Origin of the sequence: Streptomyces sp. NPDC050617, from assembly GCF_040654795.1 — a bacterium.
In the GTDB taxonomy this organism is placed as follows: Bacteria; Actinomycetota; Actinomycetes; order Streptomycetales; family Streptomycetaceae; genus Streptomyces.
In genome coordinates this window covers 47,310-63,426 of sequence record NZ_JBFAIS010000006.1, presented here as the reverse complement: position 1 = coordinate 63,426, position 16,117 = coordinate 47,310, and the positions used below count along the sequence as shown (strand labels likewise).

General features: G+C 73.2%; 10 protein-coding genes, 1 pseudogene and 2 riboswitches. Of the genes and pseudogenes, 5 read left to right on the top strand and 6 right to left on the bottom strand.

Features of this window, described 5'->3' with window-relative positions; translation table 11 throughout:
• Positions 1-107: 107 nt before the first annotated feature.
• Positions 108-1,097, bottom strand: a complete 990-nt coding sequence (locus tag AB0I49_RS10460; RefSeq protein WP_363226463.1) for a phospholipase — start codon at positions 1,095-1,097, stop codon at positions 108-110.
• A gap of 204 nt (positions 1,098-1,301) precedes the next feature.
• Positions 1,302-3,620: a 5-methyltetrahydropteroyltriglutamate--homocysteine S-methyltransferase gene (metE, locus tag AB0I49_RS10455; protein WP_363226462.1), complete on the bottom strand. Its 2,319-nt coding sequence runs from the start codon at positions 3,618-3,620 to the stop codon at positions 1,302-1,304.
• A gap of 161 nt (positions 3,621-3,781) precedes the next feature.
• A riboswitch (cobalamin riboswitch) is annotated at positions 3,782-4,000 on the bottom strand.
• A 106-nt stretch (positions 4,001-4,106) separates the two neighbouring features.
• Positions 4,107-4,292: riboswitch (cobalamin riboswitch) on the top strand.
• A 238-nt stretch (positions 4,293-4,530) separates the two neighbouring features.
• On the opposite strand from metE, the gene AB0I49_RS10450 reads away from it, so the two are divergent.
• From AB0I49_RS10450 to mmsB, 4 genes are read left to right on the top strand one after another with little or no spacing between them, the layout of a single operon-like run.
• The gene (locus AB0I49_RS10450; RefSeq protein WP_363226461.1) at positions 4,531-6,030 is read left to right on the top strand and encodes a CoA-acylating methylmalonate-semialdehyde dehydrogenase; all 1,500 of its coding nucleotides are present in this window, start codon (positions 4,531-4,533) and stop codon (positions 6,028-6,030) included.
• Positions 6,031-6,035: 5 nt separating this feature from the next.
• Positions 6,036-7,184 (top strand): acyl-CoA dehydrogenase family protein, encoded by a 1,149-nt coding sequence (locus tag AB0I49_RS10445; protein WP_363226460.1) that lies wholly within the window; start codon positions 6,036-6,038, stop codon positions 7,182-7,184.
• Positions 7,181-8,248 carry an enoyl-CoA hydratase/isomerase family protein gene (locus AB0I49_RS10440; RefSeq protein ID WP_363226459.1) on the top strand — a complete coding sequence of 356 codons (1,068 nt, stop codon included), beginning with the start codon at positions 7,181-7,183 and terminating at the stop codon, positions 8,246-8,248. The genes AB0I49_RS10445 and AB0I49_RS10440 overlap by 4 nt, the downstream gene beginning before the upstream one ends.
• Entirely contained in the window at positions 8,242-9,147 is a 906-nt protein-coding gene (gene mmsB / locus AB0I49_RS10435; protein ID WP_363226458.1) for a 3-hydroxyisobutyrate dehydrogenase, read from the top strand. The genes AB0I49_RS10440 and mmsB overlap by 7 nt, the downstream gene beginning before the upstream one ends.
• Here the strand turns inward: mmsB and AB0I49_RS10430 are convergent.
• The 4 genes and pseudogenes from AB0I49_RS10430 to AB0I49_RS10415 form a co-directional block, all read right to left on the bottom strand.
• Positions 9,072-9,263, bottom strand: a pseudogene (locus AB0I49_RS10430) (hypothetical protein); the annotation flags it as partial. The gene mmsB and the pseudogene AB0I49_RS10430 sit on opposite strands and share 76 nt — an antisense overlap.
• 83 nt (positions 9,264-9,346) lie before the next feature.
• Positions 9,347-10,327 (bottom strand): methylmalonyl Co-A mutase-associated GTPase MeaB, encoded by a 981-nt coding sequence (meaB, locus tag AB0I49_RS10425; RefSeq protein WP_363226457.1) that lies wholly within the window; start codon positions 10,325-10,327, stop codon positions 9,347-9,349.
• Between the two features lie 5 nt (positions 10,328-10,332).
• Positions 10,333-12,582 carry a methylmalonyl-CoA mutase gene (gene scpA, locus AB0I49_RS10420; protein WP_363226707.1) on the bottom strand — a complete coding sequence of 750 codons (2,250 nt, stop codon included), beginning with the start codon at positions 12,580-12,582 and terminating at the stop codon, positions 10,333-10,335.
• Between the two features lie 8 nt (positions 12,583-12,590).
• Positions 12,591-14,393: a methylmalonyl-CoA mutase family protein gene (locus AB0I49_RS10415; protein WP_363226456.1), complete on the bottom strand. Its 1,803-nt coding sequence runs from the start codon at positions 14,391-14,393 to the stop codon at positions 12,591-12,593.
• A 297-nt stretch (positions 14,394-14,690) separates the two neighbouring features.
• Here AB0I49_RS10415 and AB0I49_RS10410 point away from each other — a divergent pair, with 297 nt between their 5' ends.
• Positions 14,691-16,058 (top strand): MBL fold metallo-hydrolase, encoded by a 1,368-nt coding sequence (locus AB0I49_RS10410; RefSeq protein WP_363226455.1) that lies wholly within the window; start codon positions 14,691-14,693, stop codon positions 16,056-16,058.
• Positions 16,059-16,117: the final 59 nt, after the last annotated feature.

The following is a 16,117-nucleotide window of genomic DNA, read 5'->3' as shown; positions in this document are numbered from 1 at the left end:
ACCCGCGCACCGGTCCGGAGGGGTGAAGGTCCGGAGCGGTGAAGGGCCGGAGCGGTGCGCTCCGGCCCGGTGACGCTCATGGCATACGCGGTCAGTGGAACATGCGGTCAATGGAACATGCGGTCACCGCTGTCGGCCATGCGGTGGGTGCCGCTGTGCCGGCCGACCCAGTCGCGGATGAGGCCGATGGAGTTGGCGCACTGCCAGCTGTTGTCGTAGTCGCGCACTCCGGTGAAGGCGCCGTAGCCCGCGATGATGCCGTCCACCCGCGCGTCGCCCAGCAGTTTGTCGACGTACCACGGGTCGTTGTAGGTGGTCGTCCAGGACAGCGTCGCCGCGAGCTGCCCGGCGGCGCGGTCCGCGGCGCCCTTCTTCAGCTCCGCGCACGTGTTCCAGGTGGCCTCCGTGCAGTTGCCGAAGCCGTTGGTGATGTCGGTGTCGCCGTAGTCCATCACCCGGCGGCCCTTCGGGAAACCGGAACCGGACTGGTTGAAGGCGGCCGTGACCTTGTCGCGGGACCCGGTTGTCGTGATGCCCTCCAGCGGGCCGAGCCTGCCCTCCAGGCTCTTCCAGCCCCGGCCGCCGACGTCCGGGGTGCTGCCGCCGTGGTACTCGTAGAAGCCGTAGAGCACCTGGATGCCGGCGGCCGTCAGCCGCTGCGCCTTGTCGCGCAGCCCGGCGACGCTGCACGTGCGGTTCGGCTGCTCCCCGCAGTAGTTCGGGTCCTTGATGTCCAGCCAGACCAGCGACAGCCGGCGCCCCGCCTTGGCGTGCGAGAGGATGCGGTCGACCATGCTGTCGAAGGTGGGGCCGTACCGGTTGTCGCCGGCCGAGGAGCAGTCGTGCCACGCGCGCCATTCGTTCGGATTCCACCAGGCGCAGGTGTCGATCTCGATGGCGTTGGCGCCGTGGGCGATCGCGGCGTCCACGCCGCCCAGGGTGTCGACCCGGTGCGCGATGGCGTAGATCGCCTGCCGTTGGTCGGCCGCCGACGCCGGGCCCGTGCCGAGCGCGGTCGCGCCGACGAGCGCGCACAGCGCCGCCAACAGCGCCAGTACTCTCCGGGGGCGGGCGGCGTGTCGAAGGTGAGTGTTCAAGAAGGCACTCCTTCAAGCTGCTGAGACGTGACGGCGACGAGCCGTCCATCGATCGCGAGAATATAGCGCCTGAAGTGGTAAGAGTGATCGATCCTCGGTCCGTTTTAACGGACAAATGGCCATTTTCCGGCGCGAGTTGTGCCAGGGCCGCGCCCGTCACCAGTGCGCCGGGGCACTGGTGACGGGCGCGGACGCGTCACCGCGTCAGGACTCGGGAAGCTCCGCCCGTACCGTGCGGGCGGCGGCGACCAGGTTCTCCAGCGAGGCGCGCGTCTCGGGCCAGCCGCGGGTCTTCAGGCCGCAGTCGGGGTTGACCCACAGGCGCTGGGCGGGGATGGCCTTCAGCCCCTTGCGCAGCAGGGCGGCAGCCTCCTCGACGGAGGGGACGCGCGGGGAGTGGATGTCGTAGACGCCGGGGCCGGCCTCGCGCGGGTAGCCGTGCGCGGCCAGTTCGCGGGCGACCTGCATATGGGAGCGGGCCGCCTCCAGGCTGATGACGTCGGCGTCGAGGTCGTCGATGGCCTGCACGATGTCGCCGAACTCGGCGTAGCACATGTGCGTATGGATCTGCGTGGCCGGGCGCACGCCGCCGGTGGTGAGGCGGAAGGACTCGGTGGCCCAGGCCAGATAGCCGGGGCGGTCGGCGGCGCGCAGCGGGAGCGTCTCGCGCAGCGCCGGCTCGTCGACCTGGATGACCGACGTGCCCGCCGCCTCCAGGTCCTCGACCTCGTCGCGCAGGGCGAGCGCCACCTGCCGGGCGGTGTCGCCGAGCGGCTGGTCGTCGCGGACGAAGGACCACGCGAGCATCGTCACCGGGCCCGTGAGCATGCCCTTGACGGGCCGGTCGGTGAGCGAGTTCGCGTACGAGGTCCAGCGCACCGTCATCGGCTCCGGGCGCGAGATGTCGCCCGCGAGGACCGGCGGGCGCACATAGCGGGTGCCGTACGACTGCACCCAGCCGTGCTGGGTGGCGAGGTAGCCGGTCAGCTGCTCGGCGAAGTACTGCACCATGTCGTTGCGTTCGGGCTCGCCGTGCACCAGGACGTCGATGCCCGCCCGCTCCTGGAAGGCGAGGACCTCGCGGATCTCGTTCCGGATGCGCTCCTCGTAACCGGCGGTGTCGAGGCGGCCCGCGCGCAGATCGGCGCGGGCGGCGCGCAACTCGCCGGTCTGCGGGAACGATCCGATCGTGGTGGTCGGCAGCAGCGGCAGCCCGAGGCGGGCGCGCTGGGCGGCGGCGCGCCGCTCGTACGGGGCCGAGCGGCGGCCGTCCGCGTCGGTGACGGCGGCGGCGCGGGCCCGCACCGCCGGATCCCGCGTGATCGGGGAGTTGGCGCGGGACGCCAGGTCGGCCCGGTTGGCGGCGATCTCGGTGGCGATCGTGTCCGTGCCGCGCGCGAGGCCGCGGGCGAGCGTGACGATCTCCGCCGTCTTCTGCCGGGCGAAGGACAGCCAGCGCAGGATCTGCGGGTCGATGTCGCGCTCGGCCGCCGCGTCGATCGGCACGTGCAGGAGCGAGCAGGAGGCGGCCACGTCCACGCGGTCGGCGAGGCCGAGCAGGGTGGCGAGGGTGGACAGGGACTTCTCGAAGTCGTTGATCCAGATGTTGCGGCCGTTGACGACGCCCGCGACCAGGCGCTTGCCGGGCAGCCCGCCGACGGCGGCGAGGTCGTCCAGGTTGGCGGCGGCGGCCTCGGTGAGGTCGAGCGCGAGGCCGTCCACCGGGGCCTTGGCGAGGACGGGCAGCGCGTCGCCGAGCCGGTCGAAGTAGGAGGCGACGAGGAGCTTCGGCCGTTCGGCGAGGGCGCCCAGGTCGCGGTAGGCGCGGGCGGCGGCGTTCAGTTCGGCCGGGGTGCGGTCCTGGACGAGGGCGGGCTCGTCCAGCTGCACCCACTCGGCACCCGCCGCGCGCAGGTCGGCGAGGATCTCCGCGTACACGGGGAGCAGCCGGTCGAGGAGGGTGAGCGGTTCGAAGCCGGCGGCGACGCCGGGGGCGGGCTTGGCCAGCAGGAGATACGTGACGGGGCCGACGAGGACGGGGCGCGGGGTGTGGCCGAGGGCGCGGGCCTCCGTCAGCTCGGCGGCCTGCTTGGCGGAGTCGGCGGCGAAGACCGTGTCCGGACCCAGCTCCGGCACCAGGTAGTGGTAGTTGGTGTCGAACCACTTGGTCATCTCAAGGGGCGCCACGTCCTGGTTGCCGCGCGCCATGGCGAAGTAGCCGTCGAGCGGGTCGGCGTCGACGGCGGCGCGGTGCCGGGCGGGGACGGCGCCGACCATGACGCTGGTGTCCAGGACGTGGTCGTAGTACGAGAAGTCGCCGGTCGGCACCTCGTGGACGCCGGCGTCGGCCAACTGCCGCCAGTTCGCGCGGCGCAGGTCCGCGGCGGTCTCCCGGAGCGCGTCGGCGGTGACGCGGCCCTTCCAGTAGCCCTCGACGGCCTTCTTCAGTTCGCGGTTCGCGCCCTGGCGGGGATAGCCGTACACGGTGGCCCGTGCTGCCGCGGCTGCGGACTTCGCTGTCACGGAAATCTCCTTCGCGAGATGACTCCTTGAGAATCCCGGCGGCGGGACGCGGACGCGAAGGGTGACGGACCGGGCGGGCGTACGCGCGTCAGCGGCGCGGTGTCCCGCCTGATACGCACGCCGACCCGCCCACGAGGTCACCGGGATTTCCGTACGCGATCGGTCGCGTACGGGCAACGGGCAGGTCTTCGGACTCGCGGGCACATCTGCCGGGGCAGATTCCTACTGGCCGTCGCTTCCCGGACCCGTGGCCGGATCCAGTGCGTATGACGGCGGTCGTTCCCGCTCACCGCTGCGGGGCAGTCCCGGATTCCCACCGGGTTCCCTCTTGCGACGCGCCTGCCTGGCGGGCAGGGCGAACCAGCTGCAAGGGTCAGCCTAGAGGTCAGGGGGTTGTCCGGGCACCGCTGTTCACATCCCGGAAGGTGATGTGGGACACGGGGCGCGTCGGGAGCCGGCCGTCGGAGGGGGTGGACTTACTAGGACGTCCAACTATATCTTCGGGGCACAAGGTCCGCGGTGCAGGGAAGCCGGTGCGAATCCGACACGGTCCCGCCACTGTGACCGGGGAGTGCGCCGCCATCCACACGTCACTGGCGAGGTCTGCCGGGAAGACGGGCGGCGCGCGGGGATCCGGGAGTCAGGATACCGGCCGCGGGATGTTCCGTGTTGTCCACGAGGATGGAGCAGACACGCATGGCACCGGTCCGTACCCACGACCCTGGTGATCCGGCGGAGCGCACCCGACCCACCCCGCGCTCGTAGACCCTCGCGCCCCGGCGGCCCCGACGTCCGTCCGGCGGCCCGATGCTCACTGTCCCGCGGCCCGCGGCGGCGGCGCACCCACCCGTGCGCCCGCCGCCCGCCCGCCGCGCCGTCCCCGGATCTCCCCTGACGAGAGCAGGCACCCATGGTCCGCGAACTCACGCACTTCATCGGCGGCGAGCACACCGCCGGCACGTCCGGCCTCCACGGCGACGTGTACGACCCCAACACCGGTACGGTCCAGGCCCGCGTCCCCCTCGCGGGCCGCGCCGACACCGAGACGGCCATCGCCGACGCGGTCACCGCGCAGCAGGAGTGGGGCGAGTGGAACCCGCAGCGCCGCGCCCGCGTCCTGCTGCGCTTCCTCCAGCTCGTCGAGGGCGAGCGCGACTCCCTGGCCCGGCTGCTGTCGGCCGAGCACGGCAAGACCGTGGCCGACGCGCACGGCGACATCCAGCGCGGCCTGGAGGTCGTCGAGTTCGCCGCCGGCATTCCGCATCTCCTCAAGGGCGAGTTCACGGACAACGCCGGCACCGGCATCGACGTCCACTCGCTGCGCGCCCCGATCGGCGTGACCGCCGGCATCACCCCCTTCAACTTCCCCGCGATGATCCCCCTGTGGAAGGCCGCGCCCGCCCTGGCCTGCGGAAACGCGTTCATCCTCAAGCCCTCCGAGCGCGACCCGTCCGTACCGCTGCGGCTGGCCGAACTGTTCCTGGAGGCGGGCCTGCCGCCCGGCGTCCTGAACGTCGTCAACGGCGGCAAGGAAGCCGTCGACACCCTCCTGGAGGACCCGCGGGTCGGCGCGCTCGGCTTCGTCGGCTCCACCCCGGTCGCCGCGCACATCTACGCCACCGCCGCCGCCCACGGCAAGCGCGCCCAGTGCTTCGGCGGCGCCAAGAACCACATGATCGTGATGCCGGACGCCGACCTCGACCAGGCCGTCGACGCGCTCATCGGCGCCGGATACGGATCCGCGGGCGAGCGGTGCATGGCGATCTCGGTGGCCGTGCCCGTCGGCGAGGAGACGGCCGACCGGCTGGTCGCGGCCCTCAAGGAACGTGTCGGCACGCTGCGCATCGGCCGCAGCGACGACCCGGAGGCCGACTTCGGGCCGCTGGTGAGCCGCGACGCGCTCGACCGGGTCCGCCGCTATGTCGACATCGGCGTGAACGAGGGCGCCGAACTCGTCGCCGACGGCCGCGGCTTCACCCTCCCCGGCCACGAGAACGGGTTCTTCGCGGGCGCGTCCCTCTTCGACCGGGTCACCCCGCGGATGCGGATCTACCGCGAGGAGATCTTCGGCCCCGTCCTGTGCGTCGTACGCGCCGCCGACTACGAGGAAGCCCTCCGCCTGCCCAGCGAGCACCCGTACGGCAACGGCGTCTCCCTCTTCACCAGGGACGGCGACACCGCCCGCGACTTCAGCCGCCGCGTGGACACCGGCATGATCGGCGTCAACGTGCCCATCCCGGTCCCCGTCGCCTACCACACCTTCGGCGGCTGGAAGCGGTCCGGCTTCGGCGACCTCAACCAGCACGGCCCCGACGCCATCCGCTTCTACACCCGCACCAAGACCGTCACCTCGCGCTGGCCCTCGGGCGCCAAGGAAGGCGCGAGCTTCACCCTCCCCACCATGGGATGAGCGCCATGACCGCGACCCTGCTCACCGAAGACCAACAGGCCCTCGTCGAAGCCACCCTGGACTTCGCCGAAGACCACCTGGCGCCCCGCGCCGTCCAGTGGGACCAGGACAAGCACTTCCCCCTCGACGTGCTGCGCAAGGCGGCCGGACTCGGGCTCGGCGGCGTGTACGTACGCGAGGACGCGGGCGGCAGCGGCCTGACCCGGGCCGACGGCGTCCTCGTCCTCGAAGCCCTCGCCTCCGGCTGCCCGTCCATCGCGGGCTACGTCTCCATCCACAACATGGTCGCCTGGATGATCGACCGCTACGGCGACGCGGAGCAGCGCGCGCGGTGGCTGCCCCGCCTCTGCGCCATGGAGGACCTCGGCAGCTACTGCCTCACCGAACCGGGGGCCGGATCGGACGCCGCGGCCCTGCGCACCCGGGCGGTCCGCGACGGCGACGGCTATGTGCTCGACGGAGTGAAGCAGTTCATCTCCGGTGCGGGCGCCGCCCAGGTCTACATCGTCATGGCCCGCACCGACGGGGACGGTCCCCGCGGCATCTCCGCCTTCGTCGTCGAACGGGACGACCCCGGCCTCTCCTTCGGACCCGATGAGAAGAAGATGGGCTGGAACGCCCAGCCCACCCGCCAAGTCGTCCTGGACGGCGTCCGGATCCCCGCCGACCGGCTGCTGGGCCGCGCGGGCGACGGCTTCCGCATCGCCATGAGCGGCCTCGACGGCGGCCGGCTCGGCATCGCCGCCTGCTCCCTCGGCGGCGCCCGCAGCGCCCTCAACAAGAGCCTCGCCCACCTCGCCGACCGCCAGGCGTTCGGCGCCCGGCTGCTCGACGCGCAGGCCCTCCAGTTCCGCCTCGCCGACATGGCGACCGAACTCACCGCCGCCCGCGCCCTCGTCCACCAGGCGGCCCAGGCCCTGGACCGCGGCGACCCCGCGGCGCCGCAGCTGTGCGCGATGGCCAAGCGCTTCGCCACCGACACCGGCTACTCCGTCGCCGACCGCGCCCTCCAACTCCACGGCGGCTACGGCTATCTGACCGAATACGGCATCGAGAAGATCGTCCGCGATCTCCGCGTCCACCAGATCCTGGAAGGAACCAACGAGATCATGCGCGTCATCGTGGCCCGCGGCCTGACGGAGGCGTTCCGATGACGGACGCTGACGAGCCCGTACTCCTGCGCACCGAGGGCCGCGCCGCCTACCTCACCCTCAACCGGCCCCGCGCCCTCAACGCCCTCACCCACGCCATGGTCCGGCGCGTCGACGAGGCGCTCACCGGCTGGGCGAACGACCCGGCCGTGCAGACCGTGGTCATCACCGGCGCGGGGGAGCGCGGCCTGTGCGCGGGCGGCGACATCCGCTCCATCCACGAGGACGCCCGCACCGGCGGCACGGCCTCCGCCGCCTTCTGGCGGGACGAGTACCGGCTCAACGCCCGCATCGCCCGCTACCCCAAGCCGTACGTCGCCGTGATGGACGGCATCGTCATGGGCGGCGGCGTCGGCGTCTCCGCCCACGGCAGCGTCCGCATCGTCACCGAACGCTCCCGGATCGCCATGCCGGAGACCGGCATCGGCTTCGTCCCCGACGTGGGCGGCACCTACCTGCTCGCCCTCACCGAAGGCGAGCTCGGCACCCACCTGGCGCTCACCGGCGCGCAGGTCGGCGCGGAGGACGCCCTGCTCTGCGGCCTCGCCGACCACTTCGTCCCGCACGACGAGGTGCCCCGGCTGCTCGACGACCTCGCCGCCCGGCCGGTGTGGGACGCCCTCCAGTCGTACGTACGGCAGCCGCCGCCCGGCGAACTGACAGGCCACCGCGCCTGGATCGACGCCTGTTACGCCGCCGGCACCATGGAGGAGATCACCGCCCGGCTGCGCGGCCACGGGGCGCGCGCCGCCGCGGAGGCCGCCGACGCCCTGGCGACCAAGTCGCCCACCGCCCTGAAGGTCACGCTCGCGGCCCTGCGCCGCGCGCCCCGCCTCGGCCCGCTGGAGTGCGTACTGGAGCAGGAGTACCGGATCTCCTGCGCCGCGCTCGCCTCGCACGACCTGCTGGAGGGCATCCGGGCGCAGGTCATCGACAAGGACCGCAGCCCGCGCTGGGCGCCCGCCGCCCTCGCCGACGTCACCGACGCCGACGTGGCCCGCTACTTCGCCCCGCGCGCCGGCGGCGAACTCCACCTGACCGCAACCCCGCAGGAGGTGCCGTGGTGAACGGCAAGCACACGATCGGCTTCATCGGCCTCGGCCACATGGGCGGCCCCATGGCCGCGAACCTCGCCAAGGCCGGCCACCGGGTCCTCGGCTACGACCTGATGCCCGGCCTGCTCACGGCGGCCGCCGGAACCGGCGTGGAGACGGTCGCGTCGGCGGCGGACGCCGCGGCGACCGCGGACGTGGTGATCACCATGCTGCCCGCGGGGCGGCACGTCCTCGGCCTCTACCAGGAGGAGGGCCTGCTGGCCGCCGCCCGGCCGAACACGCTGTTCATCGACTGCTCCACCATCGATGTGGCCGACGCGCGCGCCGCCCACGAGGCCGCGTCCGCCGCCGGGGCGCGCTCCCTGGACGCCCCCGTCTCCGGGGGAGTGGTCGGCGCGGAGGCCGGCACTCTCACCTTCATGGCCGGCGGCGGCGAAGCCGAGTTCGCCGAGGCCGAACCGCTCCTCGCGGTCATGGGGAAGAAGGCGGTGCACTGCGGCGGGCCGGGCGCCGGGCAGGCCGCGAAGATCTGCAACAACATGATCCTCGGCATATCGATGATCGCGGTGAGCGAGGCGTTCGTGCTCGGCGAGAGCCTGGGCCTGTCCCACCAGGCCCTCTACGACGTCGCCTCCACCGCGTCCGGCCAGTGCTGGGCCCTGTCCGTCAACTGCCCGGTCCCGGGGCCCGTACCGGGCAGCCCGGCCGATCACGACTACCGGCCCGGCTTCGCCGCCCCGCTGATGGCCAAGGACCTGGGCCTGGCGGCCAACGCCGTCAGGGCGGGCGGAGTCAATGCCGAACTCGGCCTGCGGGCGGCGGAGTTGTACGCCGCCTACGCCGAGGGGGCCGGAGCGGACCAGGACTTCTCCGGAATCGTCAAGGCCATCAGGGAGGGCGGCGGATCCTGAGACGCGGGCGGCCGTCGGCCCCTCGACGTCTCCACCGGGCAGGGGACGTACGTCCGCCGGCCGGGGTCGACGGCCAGCCGGCCGCCCGCCGGGCGCCGCCCGTACGACCGTGACGCGGTGGCGGTCCGCCAGCCGCCGCCGCAGGACGTCCGCCGCCCGGTGCGCCGGGCCGGGCCCCCACCCCCGCGCCGCGCGCTGATCAGCCGGTGCCGAAGGCGTCGAGAATGCGCTCGGCGGCGAGCGTGGCGGTCAACTCGCCGTCCTGGACCCGCCGTTCGAGACTGGGTGCCAGCGCCCGTACGGCCGGGTCGGAGTGCAGCCGGTTCAACAGCTCGTCGCGGACCATCGTCCACGTCCAGTCCACCTGCTGAGCGCGGCGCTTGGCGGCCAGGCGGCCGGTGGAGTCGAGGAGCTCACGGTGGTGTTCGAGGCGCTCCCATACCGTGTCCAGGCCCGTCGACTCGCGGGCGCTGCAACTGAGCACCGGCGGCGTCCACGCGGCGTCGGCGGAGTGCATCAGCCGCAGCGCGCCCGCCAGCTCCCGCGCCGCGCCCCGCGCATCGCGCTCGTGCGGCCCGTCCGCCTTGTTCACGGCGATGACGTCCGCCAGCTCCAGGACCCCCTTCTTGATGCCCTGCAACTGGTCGCCGGTGCGGGCGAGGGTCAGCAGCAGGAAGGAGTCCACCATGTTCGCGACGGCGGTCTCGGACTGGCCGACGCCGACGGTCTCCACCAGCACCACGTCGTAGCCGGCCGCCTCCATCACCACGATCGACTCGCGGGTCGCCTTGGCGACCCCGCCGAGCGTCCCGGCCGTGGGGGAGGGCCGCACGAACGCCGCCGGGTCCACGGCCAGGCGCTCCATGCGCGTCTTGTCGCCCAGGATCGACCCGCCGGTACGGCTCGACGACGGATCGACGGCGAGCACCGCCACCCGGTGGCCGAGCGCGGTGAGCCGGGTGCCGAACGCGTCGATGAACGTCGATTTGCCCACCCCCGGCACCCCGCTGACACCGATCCGCCGCGCCCGGCCGCTGTGCGGCAGCAGCTCGGTCAGCAGCTCCTGCGCCAGCGCCCGGTGGTCGGCGCGGGTGGACTCGACGAGCGTGATGGCCCGCGCCACCATCGCCCGCTTCCCGTCGAGCACGCCCTTCACATAGGCGTCCAGGTCGATCGCCATCGGATTCAGCGGCCCCGGCCGGTCTCGGCGCCGCCCGCCTCGGCGCCCTCCTGCGCGGCGGCGCCCAGCTCGCCGTGGCCGAGACCGGCGGCGAGCCGCCGCACCAGGTCGTACGCGGCGTCCGGGATGACCGTGCCGGGCGGGAAGACCGCCGCCGCGCCCATCTCCAGGAGCGTGGCCACGTCCTGCGGCGGAATCACCCCGCCGACCACGACCATGATGTCCTCGCGCCCCTCCTCCGCGAGCTGCTCGCGCAGCGCCGGCACGAGCGTGAGATGGCCGGCGGCCAGCGAGGACACCCCGACGATGTGCACGTCCGCCTCGACGGCCTGCCGGGCCACCTCGCCCGGCGTCTGGAACAGCGGGCCGACGTCCACGTCGAAGCCGAGGTCGGCGAAGGCGGTGGCGATCACCTTCTGGCCGCGGTCGTGGCCGTCCTGGCCCATCTTGGCGACCAGCATGCGGGGGCGGCGGCCCTCGGCCTCCTCGAAGGAGGCCACCAGCGCGCGGGTGCGCTCGATGGACGGGGACTCGCCGGCTTCGTTGCGGTACACACCGGAGATCGTACGGATCTGGCTCGCGTGCCGCCCGTACACCTTCTCCAGGGCGTCGGAGATCTCCCCGACGGTCGCCTTCGCGCGGGCCGCGTCGATGGCCAGCTCCAGCAGGTTGCCGGAGCCCTCGGCGGCGCGGGTCAGCGCGTGCAGCGCGTCCTGGCAGGCGCTCTCGTCGCGCTCGGCGCGCAGCCTGCGGAGCTTGTCGATCTGCTGGGCGCGCACGGAGGAGTTGTCGACCTTCAGGACGTCGATCTGCTCGTCCGTCTCGACGCGGTACTTGTTCACGCCGATGACCGGCTGCCGTCCCGAGTCGATGCGGGCCTGGGTGCGCGCCGCGGCCTCCTCCACGCGCAGCTTCGGGATGCCGGCGTCGATGGCCTGCGCCATGCCGCCCGCCGCCTCCACCTCCTGGATGTGCTGCCACGCCCGGCGCGCCAGGTCGTACGTCAGCCGCTCCACGTACGCGCTGCCGCCCCACGGGTCGATCGTCCGCGTCGTGCCCGACTCCTGCTGGATCAGCAGCTGGGTGTTGCGGGCGATGCGCGCCGAGAAGTCGGTGGGCAGGGCCAGCGCCTCGTCGAGGGCGTTGGTGTGCAGGGACTGCGTGTGGCCCTGCGTCGCCGCCATCGCCTCCACGCACGTGCGCGTCACGTTGTTGAACACGTCCTGCGCCGTCAGCGACCAGCCCGAGGTCTGCGAATGGGTGCGCAGCGACAGGGACTTGGCGTTCTTCGGGTCGAACTGCCGCACCAGCTTGGCCCACAGCAGACGCGCGGCGCGCATCTTGGCGATCTCCATGAAGAAGTTCATGCCGATCGCCCAGAAGAAGGACAGCCGGGGCGCGAACGCGTCCACGTCCATCCCCGCGGCCCGCCCGGCCCGGATGTACTCCACCCCGTCGGCCAGCGTGTACGCCAGCTCCAGATCGGCCGTGGCCCCGGCCTCCTGGATGTGGTAGCCGGAGATCGAGATGGAGTTGTAGCGCGGCATCCGCTGCGAGGTGTACGCGAAGATGTCGGAGATGATCCGCATCGACGGCTTGGGCGGATAGATGTACGTGTTGCGGACCATGAACTCCTTGAGGATGTCGTTCTGGATGGTCCCCGCCAGCTTCTCCGGCGGCACGCCCTGCTCCTCCGCCGCCACGACGTAGAGCGCGAGCACGGGCAGCACGGCGCCGTTCATCGTCATCGACACGGTCATCCGGTCGAGCGGGATCCCGTCGAAGAGCTGCCGCATGTCGTAGATCGAGTCGATCGCCACGCCCGCCATGCCGACGTCACCGGTCACCCGCGGGTGGTCGCTGTCGTAGCCCCGGTGGGTGGGCAGGTCGAAGGCGACCGAAAGCCCCTTCTGACCGGCCGCCAGGTTGCGGCGGTAGAAGGCGTTGGACTCCTCGGCCGTGGAGAAGCCCGCGTACTGACGGATCGTCCAGGGCTGGTTGACGTACATCGTCGGGTACGGGCCGCGCAGATACGGCGCGACGCCCGGATAGGTGCCGAGGAAGTCCAGGCCCTCCACGTCCCGCCCGGTGTAGAGCGGTTTGACCGAGATGCCCTCCGGGGTCTCCCAGCGCAGATCGTCCCCGGCGGCGGCCTTCTTGACGGCGTCGCCCCACTCCTCGGCGCCCCCGCCGGGCCCGTCGCCGCCGGGCTCCGGCGTCCCGAGGCCGATCCCGGAGAAGTCCGGGATTCCCATCGTTGCCATCAGGACACTCCCATGCGGTCGAGGGTGGCGGAGAGCACGGCGACGGCGTCGCAGCCGGCGAAGACACAGGCGTCGACACCGGGGTACTGCCCGGACCGGCCCGCGAGGAACACATGCCGGGCGCCCGCCTCCCGGAGCGCCCCGGCGGCCTCGGCGGCCTGCTCCTCGTACAGCGCGTCACTGGAGCACAGGCAGACCTCGGCGGCGCCGCTGTCCTCGAACGACCCCTGGTCCACGGGCTCGATGCCGCCCGCCTGGAACAGGTTGGAGGCGAAGGCGAGACGGGCGGTGTGGGCCGCGGCGGGCCCGAGGGCGGCCAGGAAGATCCGCGGCCGGGCCCCGGTCGCCGCGAGATGCCGGTCGGAGCGGGCGCGCAACGCCTCGAACGCCTCGTCGCGCCGCACGCGCGGCAGCCCGCCGGACGGCGGCGCCGGCGCGGGCTCGCGCTCCACGGGCCGCTCGGCCAGGTTCGGGAACTCGCTGACCCCCGTGATCGGCTCGCGCCGCTTCGCGAGCTTCGCGCTGCGCGCCCGCCAGGTCTCGGCGAGGTCCTGGCCCAGCCGCCCGGAGCGCAGGGCCGCGGCCTGCCCGCCCAGCCCCTCGATACGCTGGAAGAACTCCCAAGCGGCGGCGGCCAGTTCGTCGGTGAGCCGCTCCACGTACCAGGAGCCGCCCGCCGGGTCGATCACCCGCGACAGGTGCGACTCCTCCACCAGGATCGTCGAGGTGTTACGGGCGATACGGCGGGCGAACGCGTCCGGCAGCCCGAGGGCGTGGTCGAAGGGCAGCACGGTGACGGCGTCCGCGCCGCCCACCCCGGCCGCCAGCGTCGCGACCGTCGTACGCAGCATGTTCACCCACGGGTCGCGGCGGGCCATCATGACCGGCGAGGTCACCGCGTGCTGCACCTGCCGGCCCTCGGCCCCGCACACCTCCGCGACCCGCGCCCACAGCCGGCGCGCCGCCCGCAGCTTGGCGATCGTCAGGAACTGGTCGGCGGTGGCCGCGTACCGGAACTCCAGCTGCCCGACGGCCTGTCCGACCGTCAGCCCCGCCGCGGTCAGCTCCCGCAGATAGGCGACGCCGGTCGCCAGCGAACTCCCCAGCTCCTGCGCCGCCGACCCGCCGGCCTCGTGGTACGGCAGCGCGTCCACGGTCACCGCCCGCAGCCCCGGATACTCCGCGGCGCACAGCCGCGCGAGGGAGGCGACGGGCGCGAAGTCGAAGCCTTCCCCCGTACGGGCCTCGAACCCCAGCGGGTCGCCCCCCAGATTGCCGCGCGCCGCGTCCTTGGCGACGCCGCGCTCCCCGTACAGCCGCAGCAGCTCACCGGCGGCGGCCTCGACGCCGTCCCCCGCGTCGAGGGCGACCGGCGCCAGATCCAGATAGACCCCGTCGAGGACCTGGTCGAGCGACGCCACGGGGACCCCGTGCCCGCCCACCACCAGCCACAGCGACGTGACCCCGTTCTCCAGATCCGCCAGCACCGCGCCGCCGTCGGCCGCCGCGTGCCGCTGCCGTACGTCCCAGCCGCCGAGCACATTGCCCTCCGGCCGGCCGCCCCGGACGAAGGGGGCGAAACCGGGGAGCCCGGGGTCGGGCGACGCGTCGTCAGCGGTGTACAGCGGCCAGCTCCGCAGCCCTTCCTCGATCTCCACGGCCAGCGCGTCCTCCGCCGCCGCTCCCGAGAACTCCCGGCCCGACTTGCGCAGAACGCCCTCGACCAGGTGTTGCCACTGCTCATGAGTAGCGTCAGGGAACTCGGAGGCCAGCGAGAGCCCGTCGTCAGGCAGGACAGTCATGCTCGGATGCTAGGCCGCAACCACACCTGAGCTGCAGGGGGCACGGCTGTGACCTTGCCCTCCCTCAGGTTGGCTTGATCTTGACGGCGGAGCGCATTAGGCCGCTCACGGGCCGTCCTGACCGTCTGGCAGCGGATCGCCTGCGGCCTGCCGGCGGAAAGGAAAGCGGACGAGACGGTTCGGACCGCCGGTGGTGCGGTACCCGCAGTCGTAGAGGCAATGCCGGACGGGCGGCGGCGCCGGCCCCAGGAGCAGCCCGGACCCCGGTCATCCATTGCCGTGTGAGGAGCCGGAACCGTGTTCTTCGTCGACACCCTGAAGTTCGAGGGCCTGGGCAACCGCAGCTATCTGGCGGGTGGTGCGCGTCAGGCGGTCGTGGTCGATCCGCCGCGCGACATCGACCAGGTGATCACGGCCGCCGCCCGGCGCGGAGCGCGGATCGCGTACGTGGCCGAGACGCACGTGCACAACGACTACGTCTCCGGCGGCCTGGAACTGGCCCGGATCACCGGGGCGCGCTATCTGGTCCCGGCCGCCGCCGGCGTCGCCTTCACCCGCGTGCCCGTCCACGCCGACGACACCGTCGCCGTGGACGAGGGCCTGGTGCTGCGCGCCGTCGCCACGCCGGGCCACACGCCGCACCACACCTCGTACGTACTGGAGGACGGCGGGCGCGCGGTGGCGGCCTTCACCGGCGGATCGCTGCTCATCGGCACCGTCGGGCGGCCGGACCTGGTGGAGCCGCGGCTGACCGAACGGCTGGCCCGCGAGCAGTACGCCTCCGCCCACCGGCTCGCCGCGGCCCTCGACGACGAGGTGCGGGTGCTGCCCACGCACGGCTTCGGCAGTTTCTGCTCCTCCACGCAGGCCGCGGGCGACGCCACCACCATCGGCAAGGAGCGGCGGACCAACGACGCGCTCACCCTGGACGCCGACACCTTCGTCGCCCGACTGCTGGCGGGACTGGAGGAAATACCCGCCTACTACGCCCACATGGGCCCCGCCAACGCCGCCGGCCCCGCCCCCGTCGACCTCACCCCGCCCGAGCCCGCCGACGCCGCGCGGATCGCCGAGCGGCTGGCGGCGGGGGAGTGGGCGGTGGACCTGCGCAGCCGCGTCGCCTTCGCGGAAGGGCACGTGGCCGGGTCGTTCAACTTCGAGGGCGACGGCAGACTCGCCACGTACCTGGCCTGGCTGATCCCGTGGGGCAAGCCCGTCACGCTGCTCGCCGAGACCCCCGAACAGATCGCCGCCGCCCAGCGCGAACTGGTGCGGGTCGGCATCGACCGCCCCGCCGGCGCCGCCACCGGCGACCCGCACCACTGGATACCGGACGGCGAACGGCTCGCGTCCTTCCCCCGCGCCTCCTTCGCCGACCTGGCCGCCGCCCGCGAACGCGGCGAGCCGGTCGTGGTGCTCGACGTCCGCCGCGACTCCGAGCGCGCGGCCGGATGCGTCGAAGACGCGGTGCACATCCCGATCCACGAACTCCACGACCGCCAGGGCGCGGTCCCGCCCGGCACCGTATGGGTGCACTGCGCCGGCGGGATGCGCGCGGCCATCGGCGCTTCCCTCCTCGACGCCGCGGGACGGCGGGTCGTCGCGGTGGACGACGGCTTCGACGCGGCGGCGGAGGCGGGCCTGGGCGTCGTCGATTCCTGCTGAACCTCGCGGCCCCGGCACCGGTGCGAGGGCGTACGGAGCGTGCGGAGCGCGCGAAGCGT

What these genes read in the sequence shown, in the direction of transcription:
- AB0I49_RS10450 (WP_363226461.1), top strand. Translation starts at nt 4,531, where the DNA reads ATGGTCCGCGAACTCACGCACTTCATCGGCGGCGAGCACACCGCCGGC.
- AB0I49_RS10445 (WP_363226460.1), top strand. Translation starts at nt 6,036, where the DNA reads ATGACCGCGACCCTGCTCACCGAAGACCAACAGGCCCTCGTCGAAGCC.
- AB0I49_RS10440 (WP_363226459.1), top strand. Translation starts at nt 7,181, where the DNA reads ATGACGGACGCTGACGAGCCCGTACTCCTGCGCACCGAGGGCCGCGCC.
- meaB (WP_363226457.1), bottom strand. Translation starts at nt 10,327, where the DNA reads ATGGCGATCGACCTGGACGCCTATGTGAAGGGCGTGCTCGACGGGAAG.
- scpA (WP_363226707.1), bottom strand. Translation starts at nt 12,582, where the DNA reads ATGGGAATCCCGGACTTCTCCGGGATCGGCCTCGGGACGCCGGAGCCC.
- AB0I49_RS10415 (WP_363226456.1), bottom strand. Translation starts at nt 14,393, where the DNA reads ATGACTGTCCTGCCTGACGACGGGCTCTCGCTGGCCTCCGAGTTCCCT.